We start from the raw sequence: 26573 nt of genomic DNA on the forward strand, positions 1-26573 counted from the left end.
TCCGCACCAGAAGCAAGAAACAGGCAAGAAAACGTTTCTTCAGGTAGGGGAGTTTTTGGGGTGGTTTTGGGGCTGTTTTGGAATCTTGTTCCGGTTACGGAGCAAGAAAACTATTCGGCCCAGAAAGGGACATAGCGGCGGTTGCGTGCTCCAGCATCCGGGTCGTAGAGCCGGATAAGGCCTTTGTCTACCGTGGCGTTAATGAGACGGCTCGCCTGGGAGGCCTGCGAATCTTTGAGTCCGAAGCGATGCCGTATCGATGCGTTAGTAACGGCGCGGCTGTCCAGAAATCCGAGGCACGCATGCTGGTAGACGGCTTCAATCTTTTCGTCCGTAGTCATCAGGTTGAAGGGGCGGTAGGCGCTCAATGTGACGGTTGTTGTGCCGTTTGTACGAGTAAGTGCTGGTGGAAAGTGCTCTGCCTCCAATGATGCAACAATCTTGTCCCAGCCGCTTCCACGTTGCTCGACGAAGTGCGCGAGGCGAAGCGCTTCGCCGAGGTGCGCATTACGAGTTGTAGAAGCCGAGTCAATAAAACGTTGGGGGTCGACCAATGGCGTACCGGGATTGGTCACTTCAACGCGGTCACTGAAAATCTCAACAGTCAAGTACTGACCGCGCTGTTCCAGGTCCTGGTGCATGAGCGCATTCGCAAATACTTCGCGAAATGCCACCGTAGGCAGCAGCGGGGTTTCAATTCGGCGTCCGCTTGGATCGATAGTCTCTCCGCCGGGGCTCAGTGTGTTAACCAAGGTCACGATCTGGCTAAACGATGCGGCGTATCCATCGTCAAACTCCCACTCTCGTTGCAGTTGTGTCCTTGATGTGTCACTGAAGTGCATCACCCGTGGGGCTAAACCGGCGAGGTGTGGGAAGTCTTTGAGCGAGCGTGCGTACATCAGAGCGGACCAGGCCGGGATGCACCAGCCCAATTCGTGGGAATATGTAATCGCTTCCGCTGCTCGCATTGTCTCGATGAGGGCACTGCCAACATTGCGTGGTAGCTCTGGTCGGTTGGTAAAGAATGCGTCGGGGGAAAGTAGGTCGGTGACCTCTTCGGGCTCGAGGCCTTCCGCGGCGTTGCTGGTTTCAAACTCGAATTGGTTGAGCTTTCTCCACAACTCGCGTTCGCGATCTGGGAAGTCCATCAAGTTTTTGGTGTAGCTACCCTGTCGGAAGTAGCGAGTTCCGTCATAGGCGTAAGGGGCTGAGAGTGTAGCTGGAATCCGGAGGAGTACGACGGTTTTGCCTTCGATTGTGACCGACTCGAAGGAGATTGTCGGCGTGGGAGAGACTACACGCTGCAGCCAAGGGAAAAGGTCTTCGTTGCCCCGGCCTTTCGTAGTCTCCCATTGGAACGAAGTGCCTACGATTTCATGAGCATCACTTACACCCCAGATCAGGTAGCCTGCTGGTTCGTCATGAAGGCGCGCTGAGTTGCCTAACGCGCACACATACTTGGCGATCTCCGGACCGGTCGCAGCGTTGTTTTCCTTAAACTCCAGCCAGGGGAGTTCCGCAGGCAAATCGAGAAATCGTTGGATCCTGGCGATGAGTTGAGGCTCCGACGTGGAATTAAGCGGTGACATGCCTCAAGTATCCCCCAGAAGCAAGAAACAGGCAAGAAAATATTTCTCCAGGTAGGAGAGTTTTTAGGGTGGTTTTAGGGCTGTTCTGGCACCTTTTCCGGGTGCGGAGCAAGAAACGGTTTGGTTGCGATCGCAACCATGGGTGAACGCCGTCGCTACGCCACGCCGGGAAAACCTTAAGTTTGTCTGGCAGGTGATATATTGTGGGGCAAATCACAGAGTGGGCGCTCCTACTTGTAGCAACATAGATCTGACCACGATAATTGCGATACCGCGATAGCCCACGCAGTTGAATATCGACAGATGGGAGGGACCATGGAAGTTCAGAATCGACATGGCTCTGCAGCTGTGAGGAAGTTTCAGTCGGATCGTGGCTGTTTAATCAAGAACGGTTGGTCACGCGCCACTGCTTCGCGCGAGAGGCTTGGAAATGAATCCTTCTACCAACATTGCTAGAGCATGTCTCTTCTAAAATCAGGCCTATTAGCCGTGGGGATATTCGCCACGGCTATTCTCGCGACCACCGTGGCTTTCCTTGGTGCGCAGCTTTATTCGGTGGTTGATGGCCACCTTGGCGAATACGGGGTGCAGGTGGAATCGGATCGCGCCGCTTCGGAGCGCGTGAGTTTCTATTCCGACCTGGCCGAGTTTGCGCGAAATAATGACTTCGATGTCGCGATTAACTACTCATCGCTCGCTGTCTCGGGTGGGGAGCAACGGGTTTACTCATCCTCGCTTCCACCTGACGGCGGTCGGGTGGAGCGGCCACGCTTTGAGCGAGGAGAAGTTGACATATTTTATCCGCTGGAAGACTTTCCATACCCTGACCCGAGGCAACCTCTTCATGTCAAAGGATCTGCGGCGGACGAACAACATTTGCTGCGGTGGTTGGATGAACAGGGGCTCGACGCGGTACCTCTTACCAGGTACTTCATGGAAATCTTTGCATCTTCGACTATTCCTATCCTGTTGATCTTGTCTGTGCTCCTGTGTCTGGTGCTCAGCGCGGGCCATGTTCTTGCCCGCTCACGGGAGGTCGGTGTTCATCGACTGTTTGGGCTCAGTATCGCAGAAACGGCCCGTATTGAAATTGAGCGACAGAGGATCACACTGGTGGTTGCCTACCTCGGGGTCCCACTGCTCGTTGCGGGCTTACTTTATGCCTATAACGGGTGGGCGCAAGGCGGGGTGTTTTGGAGCATTCATTTTACGATCAGCTTCATTCTGTCGACATGTTTGCTCATTGGTTACTTGGGTGGCCAGTTGCTGGTTCGCAGGACATCGATACCTCAATCCGTCAAGGGCAAGATCCGCGCGCGACCAATTCTCTACTCCCTGACCGTTGTCCGCGGTGCGACCCTGGTTGCTGCGATCAGTGTGGTTGCAACCCTGGTCGGGTTTTCAGCAGAACTTGAAGCGCGTCATCGCTTGCAGGGGGCGTGGGATGCGCACCGTGGGCAGCAAGAGTTGGCGTTGAACGTTAACACGGCCTTCGAAGATTGGTCAGATAGAGAGGCCGCAGCGCCATTTCGAGCTGCCGACGAGGCAGGAGACATTCTCCTCGTTGACCCGTATTGGATTACATGGCCCGTGGAATTGGAGTCACCAGTTTTATTGGTGAACCAGGAGTTCGCGCGGCAGGCAGGAGTATCAATGTTGGATGGCACTGTTGTGACGGTCTGCTCGCCGGGAGAGTTATCTCTACAGTCGGTAAACACGATCGTGGATACGCTCCAGTTCGAGGCTAGCTACACCAATGAACCAGTCCCCGGCATAGAGTGGCGCTACGGCTGCAGCTTAGGCCCGGTATTCACTTACGATGTTAATTACCGTCCACAAGTTGATAACCCGATTCTCGTCATCCTCCCGCGTGGCCTTGCTCCGTTGGGAGACCACAACTTGATGTCGAAGGTATCCCAGCAAGTCCTTCTCACTGTCTCCCCTGATGTGCCGTCGCAAATATTGAAAGGTGCTACTGGAAATACGCTTGCTTTCTTCAGGCCACGCGAGGACTCATGGCAGGCGAGCATTCGCGCCGCCGAGCAGAATGTGGCTCTGTGGGGGCTGAATGGCTTTGCGACAGTCCTACTTGTGACGGTCTTGGTCGGTGCCACGGTCCTGACTTTCCGCATCACCTACCGGCGCAAAATCCACGTTGCCTATGTTTGCGGGCGAAGCCCTTGGTGGGTTGCAAAGGAAGTGGTAGCGATTGAGGTTGCATTTTTCTTAGCGACGATTGGCTGGCTGCTCTATAAGGTTCACGATCATCGGGTTCAAGCTGAGAGTCGCGTGCCGTCTACCTGGAGTATCGGGTTTGAAAATCAATGGTCACCATTCACCATTGCCGCAGTAGTTGGTTTTGGCGCAGTATGGTTCGTAGTTTCCGTGGCGTTGATGCTCAGGGCTGCTTCGCAGTGGGATGCAAGGGGAGGGGTGGAACCGCAATGACAATTCAGGTACGCGAAGTATCCTGCGTATTTGGCGAGCGAATGGTTTTGCAAACTTTCACAGCCACGTTTCGGGCAGGTCGAATCACGGCGCTCACAGGACCCTCCGGCAGCGGAAAAACAACCTTGCTCAATATGTTAGGCGGGCTAACTGCACCGGATTCGGGGACTATCGAATTTAAGGGACTCGACATCGCATCCATGAATTCGGGTGCACGTCGCAAATTTCGGCGAGCGAACGTCGGGTACCTGTTTCAGGACTACGGATTGGTACCCGATCTCTCTGTACTGGAGAACATTAAGATTGCTGTTCCCCGTATCTCCCGCGAAAGGGTGGCAGCGGCGCTGGCTGCAGTCGGGCTTGGAGGTACCGAAACGCGAACAGTGAGCGAACTTTCTGGTGGTGAACAACAGCGAATTGCTTTGGCAAGGCTCATTCTCGCGCAGCCAAAGATTGTGTTGGCTGATGAGCCAACCGGGGCTCTCGATGAAGCAAATGCGCAACTTGTGCTTAAGCATCTGCGTCAATTCGCGCAGGATGGTGCAGTTGTCGTCGTAGCTGTTGCGCGGGGGTATCTAGTAACACCGTGGTGACTATCGGGTAACGCAATGGTGAGTATCGAGTAACGCTTTGGGAGAAGATTCTTCTGACCGCGTGGCAAAAGAACACGCGGCATCATCAGAGGAGTCTGATCGTGACTGATTACCGGGCCGTGATGGACCTTGTCTTACAAGGCTGGTCCGCCAAATCTGCTCGACACTGCGGGTCAACGATTGTCACCTCTCAGTTCACGCCCGATGAGCGGTACAAGTCCATCCCGGATGCCGTCATCGCCGAGTCGATGCTGAATCGGCTTGTCGTTGGCGCTGAGATCATCATGCTGGACGGACCGAACATGCGCCTAGAAGCCAATACGAAGTAGCGGATCATGGTCTATGCCCGGGTGTTACTCGATACTCACCCGCGCGTTACTGGATACTCACCACAGCGTTACTAAATCCGTGGTCCTAACAGTAGCCACCCATTCTTCGTATATTGCGGATAACTCAGATGGGGTGGTTGAGCTCTGAAGGCCTGACGCGACGAACAGCAAAAGCCCCGGCCACTGTGTGGAAACAGTGACCGGGGCCGATCAAACCGAGCGCTTACTTCTCCAGTGCGTCGATGATCTTGTTAAAAGTTGCGGACGGACGCATGACCGCGGAGGTCTTGGCGTCGTCCGGCCAGTAGTAGCCGCCGAGGTCGGCAGCGTTGCCCTGGGCAGCGAGCAGCTCAGAGTCGATCGCTTCGGCGTTGTCGCGCAGGTCCTTCGCAATCGGGCCGAAGACCTCAGCCAGTTCGGCGTCGTCGGTCTGGGCTGCCAGTGCCTCTGCCCAGTACAGGGAGAGCCAGAAGTGGGAGCCGCGGTCGTCGATTTCGTTGACCTTGCGGGACGGGGACTTGCCCTCATCCAGCAGCTTCTCGGTTGCCTTGTCCAGAGCGGCGGCAAGGATGCCCGCCTTCTCGTTGCCGTTGGTGTTCTTCTCGTGGCGGAAGGACTCGGCCAGTGCGAGATACTCACCGAGGGAGTCCCAACGCAGGTGGTTTTCTTCCTCAACCTGCTGGACGTGCTTCGGGGCGGAGCCGCCGGCACCGGTCTCGAACAGGCCGCCGCCAGCCATCAGCGGGACGACGGAGAGCATCTTCGCGGAGGTACCCAGTTCGAGGATCGGGAACAGGTCCGTGTTGTAGTCACGCAGCACGTTGCCGGTCACGGAGATGGTGTCCTCGCCGCGGCGGATGCGCTCGACGGAGATCTTGGTGGCCTCGACCGGGGAGGCGATGGAGATGTCCAGGCCGTCGGTGTCGTGGTCGGCCAGGTACTTCTTCACCAGTTCGATGAGGTTGCGGTCGTGTGCGCGCTCCTCGTCCAGCCAGAAGATGGTCTTCATGCCGGACAGGCGTGCGCGGTTGACGGCCAGCTTGACCCAGTCTTGGATCGGGGCGTCCTTAGTCTGGCATGCGCGCCAGATGTCGCCAGCTTCGACGTCGTGCTCGATCAGCACGTCGCCAGCAGCGTTGACTACCTGGACCTTGCCGTCGGCCGGGATCTTGAAGGTCTTGTCGTGGGAGCCGTACTCCTCAGCCTTCTTTGCCATGAGGCCGACGTTCGGGACGGTGCCCATGGTGGTCGGGTCGTATGCGCCGTTTTCGCGGCAGTCGTCGATAACCGTCTGGTACACGCCGGCGTAGGAGGAATCCGGGATGACGGCCAGGGTGTCTTGCTCCTGGTCGTCGGCGTTCCACATGTGGCCGGAGGTGCGGATCATGGCCGGCATGGAGGCGTCGATGATCACGTCGGACGGGACGTGGAGGTTGGTGATGCCCTTTGCGGAGTTCACCTGTGCCAGTGCCGGGCCGTCCTGCAGGGCCTGGTCGAAGGCTGCGCGGATCTCTTCGCCGTTCGGCAGATCAGCAAGGCCCTCGTAGATTGCGCCGAGGCCGTTTTCGCCGTTGAGGCCGGCGTCGAGAAGCTCGGCGCCGTACTTGTCGTAGACATCCTTGAAGAATGCGCGCACGACGTGGCCGAAGATGATCGGGTCGGAGACCTTCATCATGGTGGCCTTGAGGTGCGCGGAGAAGAGCACACCCTCTTCCTTGGCCTTCTTCACGGACTCGAGCAGGAACTCATCCAGAGCCTTCGCGGACATGAAGGTGCCGTCGATGACCTCGCCCTGTTCAACCTTCAGGCCGTCCTTGAGCACCTGCTCGCCGTCTGCGGTGACGAGCTTGATGGCCAGGGTGTCCTCGGCCGGCATGATGACGGACTTCTCGTTGTGGCGGAAGTCTCCTGCGCCCATGGTGGCAACGTTGGTCTTGGAGTCCTTCGACCAAGCGCCCATGGAGTGCGGGTGCTTCTTGGTGTAGTTCTTTACGGCCTCCGGAGCGCGGCGGTCGGAGTTGCCCTCACGCAGGACCGGGTTCACAGCGGAGCCCTTGACTGCGTCGTACTTGTCCTGTGCGTCCTCGTAGTCCGGGATGTCGAAGCCTGCGGCCTGCAGCTCGGCGATGGCCTTCTTTAGCTGGACGAGGGAAGCGGAAATGTTCGGAAGCTTGATGATGTTGGCTTCCGGGGTCTTTGCCAGCTCACCGAGCTGTGCGAGTGCGTCGTCGACCTTCTTGTCGCCGAGGCGATCTGGGAACTGTGCGAGGATGCGGCCTGCCAGCGAGATGTCTGCGGTGTCGACCTCGATGCCTGCGCGGGAAGCGAATGCTTCCACGATCGGCTTGAGGGAGTACGTCGCAAGCAGCGGTGCTTCGTCGGTACGAGTCCAAATGATCTTCGCCATAATGCTCCTTTGTTGTAAGGTTCCTGACTTCAACCCACCAGAGTACCGTCCCGCCACGGCCCTGTCTGGCGATAGGGCCGGGAGAGGTACGGGATAGGTAAGGTCTTGGCCCATGAGCCTTACCATTGCATCCGTCAACGTCAACGGCATCCGTGCCGCCACGAAGGTCCGCAACGAGAACAATCCGGGCATGTTGGCCTGGTTGGACGAGAATCCGGCCGATGTGGTGCTGATGCAGGAGGTGCGCGCCACAGAAGATCAGGCGCGTGCTGCGCTTGCCCCGGCGCTGGAAAATGGGTGGCACCTGGAGGTGGCGCCGGCCGAAACACCTGGTGCGAAGGGTCGTGCGGGTGTGGGTATCCTGTCGCGCACGCCGCTGCGCGATGTGGAGATCGGGATTCCGGATTTTGAGGATGCGGGTCGCTTTATTGCAGCATCGCTTGACGACGACACCCGCGTCGCCGCCCTCTACCTCCCCTCAGGAGCAGCCGAGACGGCCAAGCAGGACGAGAAGTATCGTTTCCTGGATCAGTTCGAGCCGCTGCTGGAGCAGTGGGCGGACGAATACCCGGACATGGTGATCGGCGGGGATTGGAACATCTGCCACCGCCGCGAAGACCTGAAGAATTGGAAGGCGAACCGGAAGAAGTCCGGTTTCTTGCCGCACGAGCGCGCGTTCATGGACGCGGTGTTTGGTAGCTTCCCGGACGAGGAGGCGCAGGATCTAGAGGACAAGGCTGCGGCGGAATGGGCTGGGGCGGTGGAGTACCGGTCGGGGGGTCGTCGTCAAGCAAATGGTGCTCCGAAGTGGTTCGACGTCGCGCGCAGGCTGCACCCGGAGGACGCGCCGTACACCTGGTGGACGTTCCGCGGCCAGGCGTTTAACAACGACGCGGGTTGGCGCATCGACGTCCAGGCTGCCACCGCGAACATGCTGGAGCGTGCGCAGCGCACGTGGGTGGAGAAGGCGCCGACGGTGGAAGAGCGCTGGTCGGACCACTCGCCGCTTGTGGTTAAGTATCGCTAATCTGGGTTTTCCTGAACGCCGTTCAATTGCGCGCTAAACTGTTGCGCAACCATCACGTGAACGACGCGAACGGAGCCCACAGATGACCGATATTCTTGACATCGCCCGCGAAAAAGCCCTGGAAAACGGCGAAGGCCTGAACAAGGAGGAGCTCGTCCAGATCCTCAACATTGAGGACGAGCGCCTGCCTGAACTGCTCGACCTCGCCCACCAGGTGCGCATCAAACATTGCGGCGTCGATGTTTCGCTGGAAGGCATCATCTCCCTGAAGACCGGTGGCTGCCCCGAGGACTGCCACTTCTGCTCCCAGTCCGGCCTGTTCGAATCACCTGTGCGCGCCGTGACGCTGGACATCGCCGAACTTGTCGAGGCCGCCAAGCAGTCCGAGAAGATGGGCGCTTCCGAGTTCTGCATCGTCGCCGCCGTGAAGGGGCCGACCCAGCAACTGCTGGACCAGGTCGCCGAGGCCGTCACTGCGATCCAGGAAGAGGTGGACATTTCCATCTCCGCATCGCTGGGCATCCTCACCCGCGACCAGGCCCGCCAACTGGCCAAGATGGGCGTGTCGCGCTACAACCACAACTTCGAAACCGCCGAGTCGTTCTTCCCTAACGTGGTCACCACCCACACCTGGCAGGAGCGCAAGGACACGCTGGAGAACGTGCTGGCAGAGGGCATGGAAACCTGCTGCGGCGGCATCATCGGCTTGGGTGAGAGCATCGAGCAGCGCGCCGAATTCGCCACCCAGTTGGCCGAAATCCAGCCGCATGAAGTGCCGATGAACTTCCTCGACCCGCGCCCAGGCACCCCGTTCGCCGACCGCCCGCTGGTGCCCCAGGGTGAGGCGCTGCGTGCCGTCGCCGCGTTCCGCCTGGCCATGCCGTCCACCCAGCTCCGTTTTGCGGGTGGCACGGAGCTCGCGCTTGGCGACGACGGCACCGAAGCCGGACTCATGGGCGGCGCGAATGCCATTATCGGCGGTAATTACCTGACCACGTTTGGACGTCCGATGGAGAAGGACCGCGACGCCGTTGACCGTGTGTTGGAAGGCGGGGCGAAGCCAGGCCTGAGCCTGAACATCACCCCGGTGGGGCAGAAGCAGAACTCCGGCCACGGAGTCCTGTACGACACCATCAAGTCACTGTAGTTAGCCGGGCCCTGATGAAAATTCCGGATTCAACGGAACTCGCCGACGCAGTGCTGTCCGGCGAGATCGCCTGGCCGCTCGACCCGGCCAGGCCCTACGACGCGCCGCGTATTTGCCCGCTATGCCAGCGGCGCATGGTGGTAAAAATCAGCCCGATGGCGTGGGAGGCTGCCTGCTCCCGCCATGGGCTGCTGCGCTCCGAGTGGTTGGAGCGGTAGGGGGCGTTAAAGGTCGAGATGGATGCGGATAGCTTCGTCGAGTTCCATCATTTGGCGGGGAGAAAGCCGTCCCACTTGCTTGCCGACTCGCATGACCGACACTGAACGCATGAGTTCCGGCTGAGTTTTTGAATCAATTCGAAGGCCGGACTCTTCGGAATCGACGTATGTCTGAAACGGGAAGACTCTCGAAGTATTTGAGGTTAGCGGCACGGCGGTAATCATTCCGCCGTGTATCGCTGCGCCTTGATTCGCGGTGTCGTTGCTGACGATCACGGCGGGCCGTGTCTTGTTGGCTTCCTGTCCGACCGCCGGTTCGAAATCAACGAGGCGAATTTCACCGCGAAGCATTGTCTAGCCCTTCGTCAGCGAGTGAATCCCAAAGGGCAGCTTCTTTTTTCCATTCCGAGTCGGAGAAGCATTCTTCATACGCTTTAGCGAGTGATTCCCGCTGGAGGGCGAGGATCGCTTCGCGCATCCCTTCAGATCGAGAACGCAAATCCAACTCGGAAACGAGGTTATCCAGAGTTTGGAGCTCGTTCCGGCCTAAACTCACACTGATTCTCATACCATTTTTCATACTCTGAATAGTACTTGTCGTGGTGCTGATGAGGAAGGGCTATTTGGTGGGCAGTGTGCGCACCTGCCCGCTGTGTGGCCGGCGCCTGGGGGTGAAAATTTCCCCGTTGTCGTGGGAGGCGGCGTGCTCCCGCCACGGGCTGCTGCGCTCCGAGTGGGTGGAGCGGTAGGGGGCGGGAGTGTCTGCTAGCGCACTAAGCGCTTCGTGTTGCGAATCGCCACCGCGCTGACGGCGAGTGTGGCCAGGCATGCGGCGCTTACGCCACCGACGGCGGCGGTGTCCCAATCGCCTACAGGGGACTCAATAGCCCAGTACAGTGCGACCGCGATGAGGAACGTGACAAATGCGGTGATGATACCGCGCCCCGCGCCGAAGGAGGCGTAGACCAAACCGAGCGCAACCCCCACGATGGCAGCAACGAAGAAGAACGCGATGTGGAGCAGCACCGTCCACGCCATCGACGTGGTGTCTTGTCCGACGTTCGCCACGATGTAGGGGTCACCATTAGTGTCCACCCAGGGCACGTCTGCGCCGTTGGTGAAGAGGAACAGGTCATAGGCCTGGTAGTACGGGCTCTTGAACTGGTTGTAGATCGACGATGCCGCGGTGGCCCCTCCAAGTATCACGGCCACCACGACGGATGTGATTGTGGCTGAGTTTATCCACGCGGAAAAGCTTGCGCCGAGCTGGTTCAAGGCGCTCCACTGTGCACCTGCCAGGATGAATAGGGTGGTCAGTGCGAAGCCTCCGAAGATGGTCCAGAGAGAGCCATCGCCACGATAGAAACGGCCCAGCGGGACTAGGACCAGCAAAACGGCCAGTGTTGCCAGGTAGGACAGTGGTTTGAAGGGGCTGAGGAAGAGTTTCATCGTTCGGGCCTTTCCGTTGCGAGGAGGTCAATGAGTTCGGCATCGTCCGGGTACTCGATGGGCAGGTGGACGTCGTCCTCTCTGAGAGGTTCGGCGAACGTCGCGCGTGTCGTGGGGCCGAGGCTCGCCGTCTCGGCGACGGGGAAGCGGGCGGTAAGGTCTTTGATCTCGGCGGTGGGGCCGGTGACCGTTGGAAAGCACAGGCGGGCGTCGTCGAGCGGGACTGGGCGCGAAACCACCCGATCAAACACCTGGATGACATGGGTGGCGAGACCCACGAAGTCCTCGGGGCGATGCGATGCCATCACCACGCTGCGCTGCGGGTTCTCCGCGATGTAGTCGATCAGTCTCTGGCGGACCTGTTTGCGGGTGGTGGTGTCGATGCCATCAAACGGCTCGTCGAGAAGCAACAGGTCTTTGCCAATGGCTAGGGCCACCTCAATGGTGAGTAAGCGGCGCTGCCCAACGGAGAGATCTTTGATGCGAGCGTTGGGGAACTCGAGCCTCACGTGCGGGTAGATCGCTGCGACTGCGCGTAAGTGATCGTCCACGGTCGTGCCTGCAAACTTGGCATCCGCACCAGCCGGAACGAACGCGGCGTGAGGGCTCATGAGCGTGTGGAGGTAGTGGGTTTTGCCGGCGGCGTTCGGGCCGACCAGCGCGTAGAAGCCGGGATTCATTGAGCACGCTCCTTTTCAATCATTGCGGTCAGCTCCTCGGTGGTGATGCCGAGTTGGTTGGCCTCGTGGACAAACGGTTGGACAAAATCGCGGGCAAATGCTTCGCGACGCGTACGTAACACCTGCTCGCGTGCACTCTCCAGGACGAACATGCCGAGCCCGCGGCGTTTCTCCAACAGACCCTCGTTGAATAGCTCGGTGAGTGCTTTGGCGGAGGTGGTGGGATTGACAGAGTGGTAGGCGGAGAGCTCGTTGGTGGACGGCACCCTGTCGCCCGGGGCGAGGGTGCCTGCTCCGATGAGGTCACGTAACTCATCTGCTATCTGCAAGTATATGGGTTTACCACTCATGTGGGTAACCATAGAACCGGAAAGCCCGGCGCGTCAACCCCCAATTTTGACGCGCCGGGTGAGATCCGGGTATGCCGCGGAAACCGCAGGCTAGCGGCTACTCGGCGTCGGTGATGTCGAGCAGTGCCGCGCCCTTATCCACGTGGCTGCCGGCCTCCACAGCGAGGTTCTTCACCACACCGCTCTTGTGGGCCTTGACCGGGTTTTCCATCTTCATGGCCTCGAGGATGACCACGATGTCGCCGGCTTCCACCCGGGCGCCCTCGGAGACCTCGGACTTGACCACGGTGCCCTGCATCGGAGCGGTCAGGGTGTCTGCGCTGGCAGCGCCCTTGCCGGACCCCTTGCCGCCGGATCCGCCATTACGGGAGCGGCGCTTGCGGTCGCGGCGGCGCTGCGCCACCGCGCCGAGAAGCAACGGCTCCGGCAGCGTGATCTCGATCGATCGGCCGTTGACACCGACGGAGACGGTGCGGCGGCGCGCTTCGTCCTGCTCACCGTCTTCGCCAGCGCCGTCGGACTCGTAGGGCGCGACGTCCGGGTCCCATTCCTCTTCGATCCAGCGGGTGTATACGGCGAATTGGGTGGCGTCGCCGGTGAAGGCGTCGTCGTCAAGCATGCGTTTGTGGAAGGGGATGATGGTCGGCATGCCTTCGACCCGGAATTCGGCGAGGGCGCGCTTGGCGCGGGCGATGGCCTGGTCGCGTGTTTCGCCGCGGACGATGAGTTTGGCCAACATCGAGTCGAACTGGCCGCCGATGGTGGAGCCGGCGCGGATGCCGGAGTCGACGCGCACACCGGGGCCCGCGGGTTCGATGTAGGTGGTGGCGGTGCCGGGCATGGGCATGAAGTTGGTGCCGGCGTCTTCTGCGGTGATGCGGAATTCGATGGCGTGGCCGGTGGGTTCCAGGTCGGCGTCGAAACGCAGTGGCTCGCCGGCGGCGATGCGGAACTGCTCGATGACGAGGTCCACGCCGGTGGTTTCTTCGGTGACGGGGTGCTCAACCTGGAGGCGGGTGTTGACCTCGAGGAAGGAGATCAGCCCGTCGGAGCCAACCAGGTATTCGACGGTGCCAACACCCACGTAACCTGCCCGCTTTGCAATCGCTTTGGCAGAGGAGTGGATGCGTTCGCGCTGCTCATCGGTGAGGTACGGGGCGGGGGCTTCCTCGATGAGCTTTTGGAACCTGCGCTGCACGGAGCAGTCACGGGTACCGGCGACGATGACGTTGCCGTGAGTATCCGCCAGCACCTGCGCCTCCACGTGGCGGGCACGGTCGAGGTAACGCTCCACGAAGCACTCACCGCGGCCGAACGCTGCCTTGGCTTCGCGGGTGGCGGACTCGAACAGTTCGCGGATCTCGCCGCGGGTGCGGGCGACCTTCATGCCGCGGCCGCCACCGCCGTACGCCGCCTTGATAGCCACGGGCAGACCGTGGGTGTCGGCGAAAGCGACCACATCGTCGGCGCTGTCCACCGGGTCTTTCGTGCCCGGCACGAGCGGTGCGTCGACCTCCTCAGCGATGCGCCGGGCGGTGACCTTGTCGCCGAGGGCGTCGATCGCCCTTGGCGGCGGGCCGATCCAGGTCAGGCCCTCGTCGATGACGCGCCGGGCAAATTCGGCGTTCTCCGCCAAGAACCCGTAGCCGGGGTGAACGGCGTCCGCGCCGCTGTCGCGGCAGGCCTTGAGCACTTTGTCGATATCCAGATAGCTTTGCGACGACGTCTCGCCACCGATCCCAATCGCCTCGTCCGCCATTTCGGTGTACGGCGCGTCTTTGTCGGGGTCGGCGTAGATCGCCACGGAGGCAAGGCCGGCGTCGCGGGCTGCGCGGATGATGCGGACCGCGATCTCGCCGCGGTTGGCGACGAGGACCTTGCGGAACGGAAAGTCATGCATGTGTGCGGTCCTTTCTAGAAGTAGGTGACGTTGCCGATGGTTTGCTGGGCGCCGAACGGCTGGCCGAACGCATCGCCGAACGCATCGCCGAACACGTTGTCTTCGTAGGCAGCGCCGGTGCCGCCTGCCGCGCCAGCAACGCCAGGTGTGCCGGCAACGGCCTGCCAAGTTTGGGCCTCGGCGAGGACGGTGGTCAGTGCTGCCAGTTCGTCGTGGGACAGCGACGTGTCGTCGGTACGAAACAGTGGTGTCATGGTGTCTCTCCTTAAACGGTCGGGGTCGCGGTCGGGTACGTGCCGTCGGCGTTGAGACGGGCATCAGGGTTGAGCAGGAGTGCGATCTCGTCGGCGTGGTCGTCGATACCGGCGAAGCGGCGGTTCTCCACCTGGGTGAAGAGGTCGGCGCGGCCGATCATTCCGGCTTCGAGTCGGCTTGCGCCCTGGGCGAGGCGTTCGGTTGCGCGCTCACGCCAGGCGTCGGCGTCGCGGCCGTCGCGTGTCAGTGCGGCTTCGAACACACCCGGGTGGCCCAGCACGACGAGCGCGCCGACGTGGCCGAAACCGAGCGAGGTCAGCGCCGCGGCCTTCACGTTGCCGGCACCGAGGGCGAGCGGGGAGCGCAGCCACACCAGGTTGGTTGCCTTCGGCTCGATGAGCGGGTCGACGCAGTCCAGGGAGGCGTTCGGCGGGAGGTCGCCGGTGGCCAGCACGTCGAGGAGTCCGCCGGTCTGCAGCAGTGCTGCACCTGCCTTGGAGTGGCCGGTGAGGGTCTTTTGCGAGATGACGTACATCGGCGCGTCCGGGTCGCGGCCAACGGCCGGCCACAGCACCGAGTGCAGTTCGGACTCGTTCGGGTCGTTGGCGTTGGTGGAGGTGTCGTGCTTGGACAGGACGGTGACGTCGTCAGGGGTCAGCCCCAGCGAGGACAGGGAGCGGGCCAGGCGCGAGTCGGTTCCGCCGCAGGCTGCAGCGAGCACGCCGAGGCCTGGTGCCGGGATGGAGGTGTGCGCGCCGTCGCCGAAGCTGGAGGCGTACGCGACCACTGCCAGCACCGGCAGGCCGAGTTCGGCAGCGAGGGTGCCGCGGGCGAGCAGGACGGTGCCGCCGCCTTCGGCTTCGAGGAAGCCACCGCGTCGGCGGTCGTTGGCGCGCGAGATAAAGCGGCCGTCGATCCCTTGTGCCGTCATCTTGGCGGTTTCGGCGGTGGCGTTCATGTCGCCGAAGCCCTGGAGGGATTCGACCTGGACGTCGTCGATACCGCCGGCGACTACGAAGTCAGCCTTGCCCAGCGCGATCTTGTCCACCGCTTCTTCGATGCTGACAGCAGCGGTGGCGCAAGCGCCGACCGGGTGGATCATGGAACCATAGCCGCCGACCAGTGCCTGCATGGTGTGGGCGGCCACCACGTTGGGCAGTGCTTCCTGCAGGATGTCGGTCTGGCGTTCCTCGCCGATGAAGCGGGAGACGAACACCTTGTGCAGCGATTCCATGCCGCCGATACCGGTGCCTTGGGTGGTGGCGATGAAGGACGGGTGGACCTTCTGCATGAGCTCCGCAGGGGTGAAGCCGGCGTTGATGAACGCGTCGACGGCGGTGACCAGGTTCCAGGCGGCCATGCGGTCCATGCCGTCGGCCATCTGTGCGGGGATTCCCCACTTGGTCGGGTCGAAGCCGTCCGGCATCTGGCCAGCGACGGTGCGCGTCAGGGTGGCCTTCTTCGGCACGTGTGCCAGGGCACCGGCGTGGCGGGTCACGCTCCATTCGCCGTCGATCTGGCGGATGGTGGTCTTCTCACCGTCGGCCTCCACGTATGCGAGAGCTTCCTCTTCCGTGGCCACGGTGAACGTGATGTCGCGGTCGAGGTAGACCTGCTCGAGGTCGATGGAGCCTTGGTCGGTGAGGAAGTACTTGTCCGTCAGGGTGCGGATACCGCTGCGTGCGATGACATCGTCGCGGAAGCGCTCGTAGATGTCCTCCTCGGCGACCTCTGCGCCGTCCTCGTCGTACCAGGCCGGGTTCGGATCCTCGGACCAGGTGATCAGGCCCATCATCCACGCCAGTTCGAGGACACCGGCTGCGGTGAGGTCGACCTCGCCGGTGCGGGTGATGCCGTATTCGGCTTCGCGGCGGGTGCGGCCGGAGCCCCAGCTGGATACCTCGCCGATGCCGACGACAACCACCATGTCATCAAGTGCGCAGGTCACATCGCCCACAGCCGCAGGTGCGGGCTGGCGTGGGGTGGCGACGTTCGGCAGTGCGCGCACCGTGGCGCCATTGCTTGTCGACGACTCCGTGCCCGCCACATCAACACGTGCATTACGCGCCAGATCGGCGATGGACACGCCTGCGTCCTCGAGCCCACCTGTGAGGTCGAGATCCAGCGGGGACTGCTTCGCCTGCTCGCGGGATTCCTCGGTGACCAGACTAAGCAGCTGCGTGGAGATCTCCTCCGGGCTCCACACGTGGATACCCGCAGCCTGTGCTGCCGGAACGAGCCCGTCGTTGCCGCCCATCAGGTGCGTGCCGGCAACCCAACCGATGCGGGCCTGCGCCAGAGTCACGCCCTCTGGCCAGCCGGTTTCCGCGGACCACTTGTTTACGATCGCGTCGAAGGCGGCCTTGACTTCGCCGTAGGCGCCGTCGCCACCGAAGGTGCCGCGGTTCGGCGAGCCCGGCAGGACGATGTGTGCGCGCTCGGCAGGGTAGTGATCGCCGCGCTGCGCCAGGTCAGACAGGCCGGCGATGGTGCGCTCCACCGACCACAGCAGCAGGCGGGCCTGCGTTTCGGCGTTGCCGCCGACCTCTGCAAGCGAGCCGGATACCGGCGGCGCTGCGAACGGGAAAGCAAGCGTCGGCGTGAGTGCCGGTTTGATGATCTTGACGTCCTTGCCAACGGTTTCCTTCTGCTCGGAGCCGATCCACTCGATGAGCGCATCGATGTCGCGGTAGGACGACAGGTTCGTCGGCACCAGCCACAGGCGTGCACCCACGGAGGCGTGCTTGGCGAAAAGCGTGCGGGCGAATTCCTTACGCGCCTGGCTGACGTTGGATGCCGTCATGATGACCGTCGCACCGCCTGCGAGCAGGGCCTCCACCACAGCGGTGGCGATGGAACCCGGCGCGGCACCGGTGACCAGGGCGACGTCGTTTGCGTACGGCTCGTTCGCTGCGGCGTTTGCGGCAGTAGCGATCTCGCCGAGTACGTTGCGACGATCACCCTCCACACGCTTGGCGTACCACTCGGCCTGCTTGGCCACGGTGGCACCGGTGCCAGCGAAGCGCTGTGGTGCGAGGTCGATTTCGCCGAGGGCGACGCGGGCGAGGTCTTCGCGGGCTTGGGCCCAGCGGTCGTCGAAAAGCACTGCCTTGCGCTCGTCGAAGACCGGGGTGACCTGCTTGACCCAGCCGGAGCCGAGTTCTGCCTCGATCGTTTCCACGATCGTGGTGTCCGGTGCGGGGATCTCGGCGACCTCGTTTTCGATGCCGAGCTTGTTCAGCAGCGTGCGGGCGGTAGCCACCAGGGTGTCGGTGACTTCGTCCTTGTAGGCGTCGAGCGCAGCCGAATCCACCACGCCGCCGCCGGATGCGCCGCCGCTGGTGGCCTGGGAGACTGCAACGCCGTAGCGTGCGGCGACGTTTTGTACCGCCTGGTCGATCAGTGCGGTGATCTCCGCCTTGGTTGTGGCCGACGGCAGGCTGTTCAGCGAGCCGCCGCGCACCGATTCCTCGGTGCGGCTGCCCAGCAGGATCTCGGCTTCGACGTGTGCGGTCCAGGATGCGGGCAGGCCCCACGCGGCTGCGAGGTGCTCGCCGACAAACGCCGGCTTCAGGCCTGCGCCGCCGAAGAGCTGGCGCAGGCGGGTGCCCACGGCCTCGCTCAAGACAGCGCCGAACGGGGTGTAGCCAGGCGCGGCGGTGTTCACGCGGGTGTTTAGCGTGGCCACGTCGGCTTCAGCAGCGCCGTCGATGGCGGGCACGCCGAGTTCGGCGGACATGTCCATGAGCAGCTGGTTGCGTCGCGACGACACCCCACCGGTGAGCTCCTCAATAGTGTCCGAATCGTTGATCTGCTCGGGGCGGATCTTGTTCTGCAGCGCGAACAGGACGGTGATCGCATCGGCCGCGGTGAAGGGAAGGTCGGACGCGGGTGCGCCGGATGCAGCAGGTGCAGCCGGTGCTGGCTCTGCCGGTGCGGCGGGGGCCGCGGGTGCAGCCTCGGCGGCCGGTTGCGGGGCGGATTCTGGGGCCGGTTCGGCGTCTGTTTCTGCCGGGGTGTCGTCGACAAGCACAGGCTCCGGCGCGGACACCACGTCGTTGAGCATGACAATGTCCTGGCTTGCCTCAACGTTGAAGACCGGCACGTGGATGCCAATGACATCCATCTCGCGCTTAGCCAGGTTGGTCAGCGTCGGCGAGGACGCAAGGCCGACCTCGATGACCTGGTCGACGCGACCAAGCAGGTAGTCCTGCGTTTCAATCCAGCGCACAGGCGAGGCGAACTGCCACGCCAGCAACTCGATAAGCAACGTGCGTGCGAGCGTGTTGCGTTCGGTGTTCTCCGGCGTCATGCCCTTGAGGCGCTCGGAGGGGACCTCGTCGGTGACGGCGTCGATGAACTGCTGCGTCAGCGCGAACGGCTTAGCCACCAGGTTCGGGATGTAGCGATCCACCAGCGTGTCCACGTCGATGATCGCCGGCATGTGCTCGTCGAGCTTCTCGGCGAAGTCCGCCACACCCTCGCGCAGCACGCGCGAGTGGAACGGAACGTCCACGCCCGGAACCGTGACGTAGGCGCGCGGCGTGACCGAGTTGGCCTTGCGCTCCAGAGCAGCAAGGCCGCGCTTCGTGCCCGCTACGGAGTACTGCTGGCCCTTGATGTTGTAGTTGACAATCTCCAAGAACTCGCCGGAATCCTGCGCAACACCAGCGACGTAGGCCTCGACCTCTTCCGGGCCGACACCGATCATGTTCGGGCGCAGCGCACCCATGCCGTAGTCGGAGTTACCCTCCGCATCGCGCGGCACCAGGGAGCCCATGGCGGAGCCGCGCGAGTACACGATGTCGATGACCGCTTCTAGATCAAAGATGTTGCCCAGCGCGGCAAGCGCGGTGTATTCACCAAGCGAGTGGCCCGCAAAGTACGCGCCGGAGGCCAACGCGTTGGCCTCGTTCAGGCGCTGGGTCTGGGCGTAGGCGACAACCGCCATGGCCACCTGGGTGAACTGGGTCAGGTGGAGCACACCGTCCGGGTGCTTGAACTCCACACCGCGGATCACCAACCGCGACGGGTTGTCTTCCACAATGCGCTGGATGGAGAACCCGTGGGTCTCGCGCGTGTGGCGGTCTGCGCGGCGCCACACGTCGCGCGCGGCAGCGGAAGCAGCTCGGTCGCCGTTGCCCATGCCCTGGGTCTGAATGCCCTGGCCGGGGTAGACGTAGGCGGTGCGTGGCTGGGCCAGAAGCGCCTGACCACGGGAGACAACGTCGCCGGCGATGCGGCAGGTCACCTCAAGGGCCTGCTGGATGCCGACGCGGCCGACACGCTCGACGGTGATCTCTACCTCGTCATCAAGCTGCACCATGCCGTACATGGAGTAGGTCCAGCCGATGACCTGGCCGTGGCCGGCAGCGAGGTGCTGCGCGGTGGCAGACAGCCACATGCCGTGCACCAGCGGTGCATCCAGGTTGACCAGGGCGGCAGCGTTGGCGGAGGTGTGGATCGGGTTGTAGTCGCCGGAGACCAGCGCGAACGGGGTCATGTCCGACGGTGCGCGGACCACGGTGCGGTCCACGAACGAACGTGGGGTCGGCTCCACCTGATCGCTTGCCGCGCCGCCGCCGTACGCCGGCGCCGGGACTGGCGTCGCGGTGCCGGTGGCGCGACCACGGATGGCAAAGCGCTGCATCTGGGTTGCCACAACCTCGTCGCCAGAGCGCAGCTCCAACTCGACGGTGACAATGCGGCCAGAGGTGGACTCGGCAATAGAAGTGCACTTGGAGGTCACGTCGATGCGCCTGCCATCCGCAAGCTCGGACAGCGGGACACGCAGGTCGATGACGTGATCCAGGTGGACCGCGTTGAGCAGGCCCTCGATGACCGGCGTGCCATCAGCCAGCCTGCCGGAGCCTAGCGCGGCGTAGATCGCCGGCCAGCAGGGGCCAACCAACACGTCCGGCGTACCAACCACAGCGTTGTCGGCCACAGCGCCACCCGTAACTGCGGAGTGCGACGCCAGCAGGGAAGCAGGCAGCGTAAACGACGAGCGCGCCACACCAAACGGTGCGTCCTCGGTCGGTTCCTCGATCTGCGGAATCTCAGTAATCGTGTCGCCGGCCTCGCTGACCGAACCGACACCCGCCAGGCCAGACAGCAGCTCGAAGACGCTGTCGGAAAGACGATCGCCGTCCACAACCGGGGAGGCACCCGTGCCTGCGCCGGCAGGGATCTCGACCGGGATGTTCACCTCACGCACGTAGAACGGGCGCTTATCTTCCGGCAGGTGATCCCATGCGGAATCAGCGTGGATCCGGATCGTCCACTCACACTCACCAGCCGCGTTGGTGGTTGCCTCCACGTCGAAGGCGTCCTCGTCCAGCGCGTATGCCGGGTTTGCCATCAGGTGGCCGTGCCACACCAAGGTTGGGCAGGAGCGCAGGTACGCGGCCTCGTCGGCGGCGTCGCTGCGTCGAGCGAAGCGGGATTCGGCGGTGACGCCGTCGTCGATAAGCATCTGCGTCGCGGCATCCTCGAAGCGTGCCAGCAACTGCGCAACCGGCTCGTTCTTGCGCGTAATGCCAGCAACCGCAACCGGGCCAGGGATGATGCGCACCTGGTCAGCGGTGTAGCGCTCATCTTGCGCCTGCCACAAGGTGTCCTTGCCAAACCAGGACTTCAGATCCGCATCAAGTGCCGGCACCCACGGCATCGGCTTCGGGTAGGCGTAGTGCAGACCGATCCACCACGCCGCATCGCGCGGGGAAACCACAACCTCGCATGCCTGCGGGTAGTGCTGCAGCAGGGTCTGAAGGCCTTCGCGCGGGGAGATCTCGACATCGTCGGGGAAGAGGGTCGGGATCTCACCGTGGTCGGCTTCGTTCAGGCGTGCCTCGATGCGCTGCAGCAACGCGACAAAGCGCGCGTTCCAGGTCTGGTCGATGAACGGATCGGCGAGCTCGACGAAGCGCTCGACCCACTCGGCGTACGTCATCGTCTCCACGTCGCCGAAGTAGGGCTTCGCCGTCTTCGACAGGGCCTCGATGATCTCTTCGCGGTGCGCCGGGTACTCCTCAATATCCAACGAGGCGATAAACCGCGCCGCCTTGGCAAAGGAGTTGTCCAGGTCGTGCAAGTCTGCCAGCAGGTGCGATTGCGACGACGCCACACCGGCCACGCCGCGACCGCGGCCGACCCAACCGCCGTTGTTCTCCGGGGGCAGGCCCGGCGTATCCACGAGCAGCTGCTTGACCGAATCCGTGGCCTTCGCCTCCTTCGTGGCCATAGCCACGGTGCCGACGAACACACCATCCACCGGCATCGCAGGCAGCCCGAACTTCTCGGACCAACGGCCCGTGATCAGTTCCGCGGCACGCTCCGGCGAGTACACGCCACCGCCGACGGTGAGCACCGCGTTGTCGTGCGCACGAATCTCCGGGTAGGTCTCCAGCAGCATGTCCTCCAGGTCAACCCAGGAGTGGTGGCCGCCAGCGTGGCCGTCTTCCACCATCAAGATGACCTGGTCGTCCGGGTTCGCCGCCGCGATGGCAAGCGCGTTGCGGATCTGCTGCGTCGTACCAGGCTTGAGCGCAATGTAGGGGAAGCCATCCTGATGCAGCTGCGCGAACAGTTCCGTGGCTTCTTCCACTTCCGGGATGCCTGCGGAGATGCACACGCCGTTAAACGGGGCACCGGCCGCGCGGGCCTTTGGCACCATGCGCGTTTGGCCGAACTGCAGGTTCCACAGGAAGCGGTCGAAGAACATGGTGTTGAACTGTGCGGTGCGACCGGGCTGCAAAAACGCCTTGAGGTTGGCGGTGTGCTTGCCAAACTCCTCCTCGGAGTACATGCCGCCACCGGCAAGTTCTGCCCAGTAGCCGGCGTTGGCGGCAGCGGCGACGATCTCGCCGTCTGCGGACGTCGGCGTCATGCCACCCAGGATGATCGGGGACAGGCCAGTCAGCGACGAGAACTTCGTCTGCGTGTACGTCTTGCCGTCCGGCAGCGCAATCACTCGCGGCGCGTAGTCCGAATAGTCCACGCCCTGCGGCAGCTCAGCACCCGGGCGTGCGAGGTCGTCGCGTTTCGCGGCAGTGGATGCATCGAGCACAGCGACGCCGGAACCGTTGGCCAGGTTGGTCACAATGGTTGCCGTCGCCGAATCAAACGTGAAAATGTGGCTCGCACCCTGGGCAATCAGGTCGCGCACGACTTCGGTGAAGTCGAATCGGTCCACCAAAATCGACTGTGCCAGTTCACGCGGGGTGGTGGTTTCAAACGTGATCCCGCACGCGTCCGCCCACTGCTGCGCCAGATCCACACCAGGGGCGTTGGTCTCCACATGGAAGGGGTACGCAACATCAAGCGAATCGAACACCGGCGTGATCTCGGAGCCGCCGTACTCCACTTCCAACTTGGCGTTGTAGCTGCTCGCAGCCGCTTCGATGTCCTTGCGTGCCTGCGCGAGCGCCTCCGGGCTGCCGGACAGCACCACGTGGCGGTGCCCATTGATCACGCTGATCGGAGCAGCTTGCGTATCGACGACAAACTCACCGACCTGCTCAGGCGTTAAGCCCCGAACCGAAAGCATCCGGCTGCGCGAGTCGGCGGCACCGTACACGTTGGTCGCGGCGGCACCCATGATGAACGCGAACGCAAGCGCCTTCTCCGCAGCCTGCGGGCCGTTGGCGCGATCCAGTGCGGCAGCGCCCAGGATGCCCTGCGAGTGACCGGCGAACAGTGCGTCGGCGGTGTCCAGGCCGAGCTGCTCGAGGTCTTCAGCAGCAACAATCTGCGATAGCACAATCGCCGGCGCGCTGACTGCGGGCAGGGCGTCGATTGCCTCGTGCGCAGCATCTGCATCCATCGCCTCGCGGATACGCTGCACAACCCCTGGCACCACAGAGGCCAACGGGCGGGCGACGGCGGCGGTGAGGGACTGGGCGTCGGAAAGAAGCTGCTCCATGCGGCTACGTGCCACAGGAGTCGCAGCAGCATCAGCGAGTGCCTGCTGCCAGGAAGAACCCTGCCCCGGGAACAGGATTGCGGGACGCTTCAGGGAAGAAAAAGAGGTGGAATTCATAACAGTGTCCTTATGGTCCTTTGTGGTCCTTGAATCGGAGCGGGATTAGAGCGGGATATTGCCGTGCTTGCGCATCGGACGCGCCACGGTCTTGTCACGGAAGAAACGCAGTTGCGCTGCGAGAACCGCAGGGGTTTCGCTTGGGAGGATGACCGAATCGATCAGACCGCGCTCAGCGGCCTTGTACGGGTTGAGCATCTCGTCTTCGTAGTCGCGCTCGTACTTCGCAATCAGTTCGCGGAGCTCCTCGTCGCTCACACCGGAGTCGCGGGCGTTAGCAATGTCTTTGCGGTTGATAAAGCCGACTGCGCCAGACGCACCCATCACCGCGATCTGCGCGGTCGGCCACGCCAAGTTCACATCGGCGCCGAGGCCCTTCGAGCCCATCACGCAGTACGCGCCGCCGTACGCCTTTCGCATGGTCACGGTCACCTTCGGCACGGTTGCCTCGCCGTAGGCGTACAGCAGCTTCGCGCCGCGGCGCAGAATGCCGCTGTGTTCCTGGTTCGCGCCGGGCAAGAAGCCGGGAACGTCCACCAGCATGACAATTGGGATGTTGAAGCTGTCGCAGGTGCGGATGAAGCGCGCGGCCTTTTCCGCCGAGTCAATGTCCAAGCAACCTGCGAGCACCATGGGCTGATTAGCGACGAAACCCACCGGCTGGTCCTCAATCCGACCAAACGCAGTGACGACGTTTTCAGCGCGCTGCTCCATGACCTCCAGGAACTCGCCGTCGTCCGCGATATGCGCAATCACGTCGCGGACCTCATAAGGGGTGTTCGGCGAGTCTGGGATCAGTGAATCCAGCGCGGCAGCATCGGTGGCGTCTGCCTCTGCATCGGTTGGGGTTGCCGGGCGCGGCGCCGACTTCTGGCGGTTGTTCGACGGCAAGTACTCGAGCAAGTCAGCCACCCAGTCGAGCGCATCCTCGTCGGATTCCGCAACGTAGTGGCAGTTGCCGCCCTGCTGCATGTGGATCCAGGCGCCGCCGAGCTCCTCCTGCGAGATCTCCTCACCCGTGACCGTCTTGATCACGTCCGGGCCGGTGACGAACATCTTCGAGGTTTCATCCACCATGACCACAAAGTCGGTCAGTGCGGGGGAGTAGGCGTTACCGCCGGCGCAAGCGCCCATGATCACGGAGATCTGCGGGACCACGCCGGAGGCTTCGATGTTGTGCAGGAAGGTCTGCGCGATCCAGTCCAGCGATACCGCGCCGTCCTGGATGCGGGCGCCTGCACCTTCGTAGAGGCCGATCAGTGGACGACCGGTGGTGACGGCAAGGCGCTGAATCTTGGTCATCTTCTCGCCGTAGACCTCACCCAACGCGCCGCCGAAGACGGTGCCGTCCTGGGAAAAGATGCAGACCTCGCGTCCGTCGATCGTGCCGAATCCGGTGACAATGCCATCCGTTGCCGGCCGTTTCGCCTGCATCCCGAAGTCATGGGTGCGGTGGCGGGCGTGCTGGTCGAACTCCACAAACGAGCCCTCGTCCAGGAGGTAGTCCAAGCGCTCACGTGCGGTCAGTCTGCCTGCTGCGCGGACCTTCTCCAGTGGTTTTGATCCCATCGGCTCGGCCGCTTCGGTGCGTCGTTGCACGAGGTCATCGTGTTTTTGGGCTGTGGTCGCCGGTGCCGGGGTTGGCGCCGGAACCGCTGCCTTTTCAGTCTGATGTACACCTGTAAACGTATTTGGCATGCTGGCATTCTAAACCTACGAATCCGTAAGTTACTAGTCGGTAGGTAAATTCCCAGCCACACAGCAGGTTCTATTACGAACGCCAACCCCCGATGGACATTCAAGAAACTAGGCTTTGACCATGCATATCGGCATCGACCTCGTGGACGTTTCCTCGTTCGCCCAACAAATGGAATTCCCAGGTTCTACCTTCGGTTCTGTGTTCACCGACCGCGAGATACGCACGTGCAACACGAAACCGAATCGTGCTGCATCGCTCGCCGGACGCTGGGCGGTAAAGGAGGCTTACATCAAAGCCTGGTCCCAAACGATCATCGGCCAGCCCCCGCTTATCACCCCGGACGAGCTCAACTTCGCCGAGATAGAAGTAGTCAACGACGCATTCGGGCGACCTGTGGTCCAGTTGCACGGTGAGGTCGCACGGTTAGGCCCCCACGTCCAAAGCGTCTCCCTGAGCCACGACGGCGACTATGCGATTGCCACTGTGATCGTGGACTAGGGGCGCTTGGCCGGAAGGCTTACCGCCACGCCTGGGCGGCACGGACGAAGCCGGCTGCAAGGGTGCGGCCGGTGTGGGTGAGGTGGTCGTCGTGAAGCGAAAGCTCCTGGGTGACGGCGGCAGCGTCATAACCGCTGCGCGCGGCCCACTGACCTGCAACATCGGGGGAGCATTCGGGGTGGAACTGCACCGAGACGATGGAACCGAGACGCATCGCCTGGATGGGGCAGCGGGCACTCGAGGCGAGCAGTTGCGCGCCGGGCGGAAGCGACACCACTGCATCGTGGTGGGATTCGACCACAACCAATTCGGGATCGAGGGCGCCGAAAAGAGGATCGGCAAGACCAGCTTCGGTCAGCGACACTCGTGCGGCGCCCTCTTCGTCCTGACTGGCTAAGCCGACGGAAACTTCGCCCCCGAAGCAGTCGGCGATGATCTGGTGGCCAAGGCAGATACCCAGCACCGGCATGCCTGACGAATGAGCTGCGCGAAGGAGATCGTGGACGGCGGGCAGCCAAGGTGCGGCCTCGGTGTCCAGGGCGTTGGTGCGACCGCCGAGGAGGATGAGGGCGGAGGTGGTGTCGTCGATACGCGGTGGCGTTTGGTTGAGATCGACGACATCGAGCTCAGCGCCGGCGCGTTCGAGCCATGGGCCGAGGCGCTGGAGCGGGCTGATCGGGTCGGGCTGGAGAACAGTGATGCGCATGGTCAGAGGTCAAAAGAAGCGACGCGACGCATTTCATCAGTGACACGGATCTTGCCTTTGCCCTCGCGCTCTCTCTTGAGGATCAGCTTTGCGAAAGCGATCTGGCCACGGGGCGGACGTTCTCCTTTGACATCTTGAACTGTCTCAGGGCGGTTACTCACAGTCATCGCTGCTCCTTTCGTGGGCTTCATCGTAGCGAGTAAACAACCCCCGGTTCCCTCGAACACGCATCGGGTTA

21 protein-coding genes are annotated in these 26573 nt (G+C 62.5%); 8 read left to right on the forward strand and 13 right to left on the reverse strand.

The window, feature by feature from the left end; all coding sequences use genetic code 11:
* Positions 1-110: 110 nt before the first annotated feature.
* Positions 111-1589, reverse strand: coding sequence for an RNA/DNA-binding domain-containing protein (locus CCOY_RS02535; protein WP_070450463.1), 1479 nt, complete (start codon positions 1587-1589; stop codon positions 111-113).
* 459 nt (positions 1590-2048) lie between these two features.
* Here CCOY_RS02535 and CCOY_RS02540 point away from each other — a divergent pair, with 459 nt between their 5' ends.
* From CCOY_RS02540 to CCOY_RS02550, 3 genes are all read left to right on the forward strand, one after another.
* Positions 2049-4037, forward strand: a complete 1989-nt coding sequence (locus tag CCOY_RS02540; RefSeq protein WP_092101526.1) for a bacteriocin-associated integral membrane family protein — start codon at positions 2049-2051, stop codon at positions 4035-4037.
* Positions 4034-4630 (forward strand): heme ABC exporter ATP-binding protein CcmA, encoded by a 597-nt coding sequence (gene ccmA, locus CCOY_RS02545; protein ID WP_092101528.1) that lies wholly within the window; start codon positions 4034-4036, stop codon positions 4628-4630. Before CCOY_RS02540 ends, ccmA begins: the two co-directional genes overlap by 4 nt.
* A gap of 101 nt (positions 4631-4731) precedes the next feature.
* A complete protein-coding gene (locus CCOY_RS02550) occupies positions 4732-4959 on the forward strand; it encodes a hypothetical protein (protein WP_070815683.1) in 228 nt (75 codons plus the stop codon).
* A gap of 223 nt (positions 4960-5182) precedes the next feature.
* Here CCOY_RS02550 and CCOY_RS02555 read toward each other — a convergent pair whose 3' ends face one another.
* Positions 5183-7366 (reverse strand): NADP-dependent isocitrate dehydrogenase, encoded by a 2184-nt coding sequence (locus tag CCOY_RS02555; protein ID WP_092101530.1) that lies wholly within the window; start codon positions 7364-7366, stop codon positions 5183-5185.
* A gap of 112 nt (positions 7367-7478) precedes the next feature.
* Between CCOY_RS02555 and CCOY_RS02560 the strand changes: the two genes are divergently transcribed.
* The 3 genes from CCOY_RS02560 (at position 7479) to bsaP (CCOY_RS02570) (ending at position 9758) form a co-directional block, all read left to right on the forward strand.
* Positions 7479-8393 carry an exodeoxyribonuclease III gene (locus tag CCOY_RS02560; RefSeq protein ID WP_092101531.1) on the forward strand — a complete coding sequence of 305 codons (915 nt, stop codon included), beginning with the start codon at positions 7479-7481 and terminating at the stop codon, positions 8391-8393.
* 82 nt (positions 8394-8475) lie between these two features.
* Entirely contained in the window at positions 8476-9540 is a 1065-nt protein-coding gene (gene bioB / locus CCOY_RS02565) for a biotin synthase BioB (protein WP_092101533.1), read from the forward strand.
* 14 nt (positions 9541-9554) lie between these two features.
* Positions 9555-9758 carry a biotin synthase auxiliary protein BsaP gene (bsaP, locus tag CCOY_RS02570; RefSeq protein ID WP_070422813.1) on the forward strand — a complete coding sequence of 68 codons (204 nt, stop codon included), beginning with the start codon at positions 9555-9557 and terminating at the stop codon, positions 9756-9758.
* A 6-nt stretch (positions 9759-9764) separates the two neighbouring features.
* Here bsaP (CCOY_RS02570) and CCOY_RS02575 read toward each other — a convergent pair whose 3' ends face one another.
* Positions 9765-10109, reverse strand: coding sequence for a type II toxin-antitoxin system PemK/MazF family toxin (locus tag CCOY_RS02575; protein ID WP_092101535.1), 345 nt, complete (start codon positions 10107-10109; stop codon positions 9765-9767).
* On the reverse strand, positions 10096-10338 hold the full coding sequence (locus CCOY_RS02580) for a CopG family ribbon-helix-helix protein (protein WP_092101537.1): 243 nt from the start codon (positions 10336-10338) through the stop codon (positions 10096-10098). Before CCOY_RS02580 ends, CCOY_RS02575 begins: the two co-directional genes overlap by 14 nt.
* A 28-nt stretch (positions 10339-10366) precedes the next feature.
* Between CCOY_RS02580 and bsaP (CCOY_RS12215) the strand changes: the two genes are divergently transcribed.
* Positions 10367-10507 (forward strand): biotin synthase auxiliary protein BsaP, encoded by a 141-nt coding sequence (gene bsaP, locus CCOY_RS12215; protein ID WP_448252166.1) that lies wholly within the window; start codon positions 10367-10369, stop codon positions 10505-10507.
* Between the two features lie 16 nt (positions 10508-10523).
* Here bsaP (CCOY_RS12215) and CCOY_RS02585 read toward each other — a convergent pair whose 3' ends face one another.
* From CCOY_RS02585 to CCOY_RS02615, 7 genes are all read right to left on the reverse strand, one after another.
* Positions 10524-11207, reverse strand: a complete 684-nt coding sequence (locus tag CCOY_RS02585) for a hypothetical protein (RefSeq protein ID WP_092101539.1) — start codon at positions 11205-11207, stop codon at positions 10524-10526.
* Positions 11204-11887 carry an ATP-binding cassette domain-containing protein gene (locus CCOY_RS02590; RefSeq protein WP_092101541.1) on the reverse strand — a complete coding sequence of 228 codons (684 nt, stop codon included), beginning with the start codon at positions 11885-11887 and terminating at the stop codon, positions 11204-11206. Before CCOY_RS02590 ends, CCOY_RS02585 begins: the two co-directional genes overlap by 4 nt.
* Positions 11884-12249: a GntR family transcriptional regulator gene (locus tag CCOY_RS02595; protein ID WP_244268679.1), complete on the reverse strand. Its 366-nt coding sequence runs from the start codon at positions 12247-12249 to the stop codon at positions 11884-11886. Before CCOY_RS02595 ends, CCOY_RS02590 begins: the two co-directional genes overlap by 4 nt.
* An 85-nt stretch (positions 12250-12334) precedes the next feature.
* Positions 12335-14137 carry an acetyl/propionyl/methylcrotonyl-CoA carboxylase subunit alpha gene (locus tag CCOY_RS02600; protein WP_092101543.1) on the reverse strand — a complete coding sequence of 601 codons (1803 nt, stop codon included), beginning with the start codon at positions 14135-14137 and terminating at the stop codon, positions 12335-12337.
* A 14-nt stretch (positions 14138-14151) separates the two neighbouring features.
* Positions 14152-14391 (reverse strand): hypothetical protein, encoded by a 240-nt coding sequence (locus tag CCOY_RS02605; protein ID WP_092101545.1) that lies wholly within the window; start codon positions 14389-14391, stop codon positions 14152-14154.
* Positions 14392-14402: 11 nt separating this feature from the next.
* Entirely contained in the window at positions 14403-23432 is a 9030-nt protein-coding gene (locus CCOY_RS02610) for a type I polyketide synthase (RefSeq protein WP_092101547.1), read from the reverse strand.
* A gap of 45 nt (positions 23433-23477) precedes the next feature.
* Positions 23478-25130, reverse strand: coding sequence for an acyl-CoA carboxylase subunit beta (locus CCOY_RS02615; protein WP_092101549.1), 1653 nt, complete (start codon positions 25128-25130; stop codon positions 23478-23480).
* Positions 25131-25251: 121 nt separating this feature from the next.
* Between CCOY_RS02615 and acpS the strand changes: the two genes are divergently transcribed.
* The gene (gene acpS / locus CCOY_RS02620; RefSeq protein ID WP_070422877.1) at positions 25252-25629 is read left to right on the forward strand and encodes a holo-ACP synthase AcpS; all 378 of its coding nucleotides are present in this window, start codon (positions 25252-25254) and stop codon (positions 25627-25629) included.
* Positions 25630-25648: 19 nt separating this feature from the next.
* Here the strand turns inward: acpS and CCOY_RS02625 are convergent, their stop codons facing one another.
* Together CCOY_RS02625 and CCOY_RS02630 are read right to left on the reverse strand one after the other, a co-directional pair.
* Positions 25649-26335, reverse strand: coding sequence for a type 1 glutamine amidotransferase (locus CCOY_RS02625; protein WP_070422820.1), 687 nt, complete (start codon positions 26333-26335; stop codon positions 25649-25651).
* A 2-nt stretch (positions 26336-26337) separates the two neighbouring features.
* Positions 26338-26502: an RNA helicase gene (locus CCOY_RS02630; RefSeq protein WP_099046257.1), complete on the reverse strand. Its 165-nt coding sequence runs from the start codon at positions 26500-26502 to the stop codon at positions 26338-26340.
* Positions 26503-26573: the final 71 nt, after the last annotated feature.

Origin of the sequence: Corynebacterium coyleae, assembly GCF_030408635.1 — a bacterium.
In the GTDB taxonomy this organism is placed as follows: Bacteria; Actinomycetota; Actinomycetes; order Mycobacteriales; family Mycobacteriaceae; genus Corynebacterium; species Corynebacterium coyleae.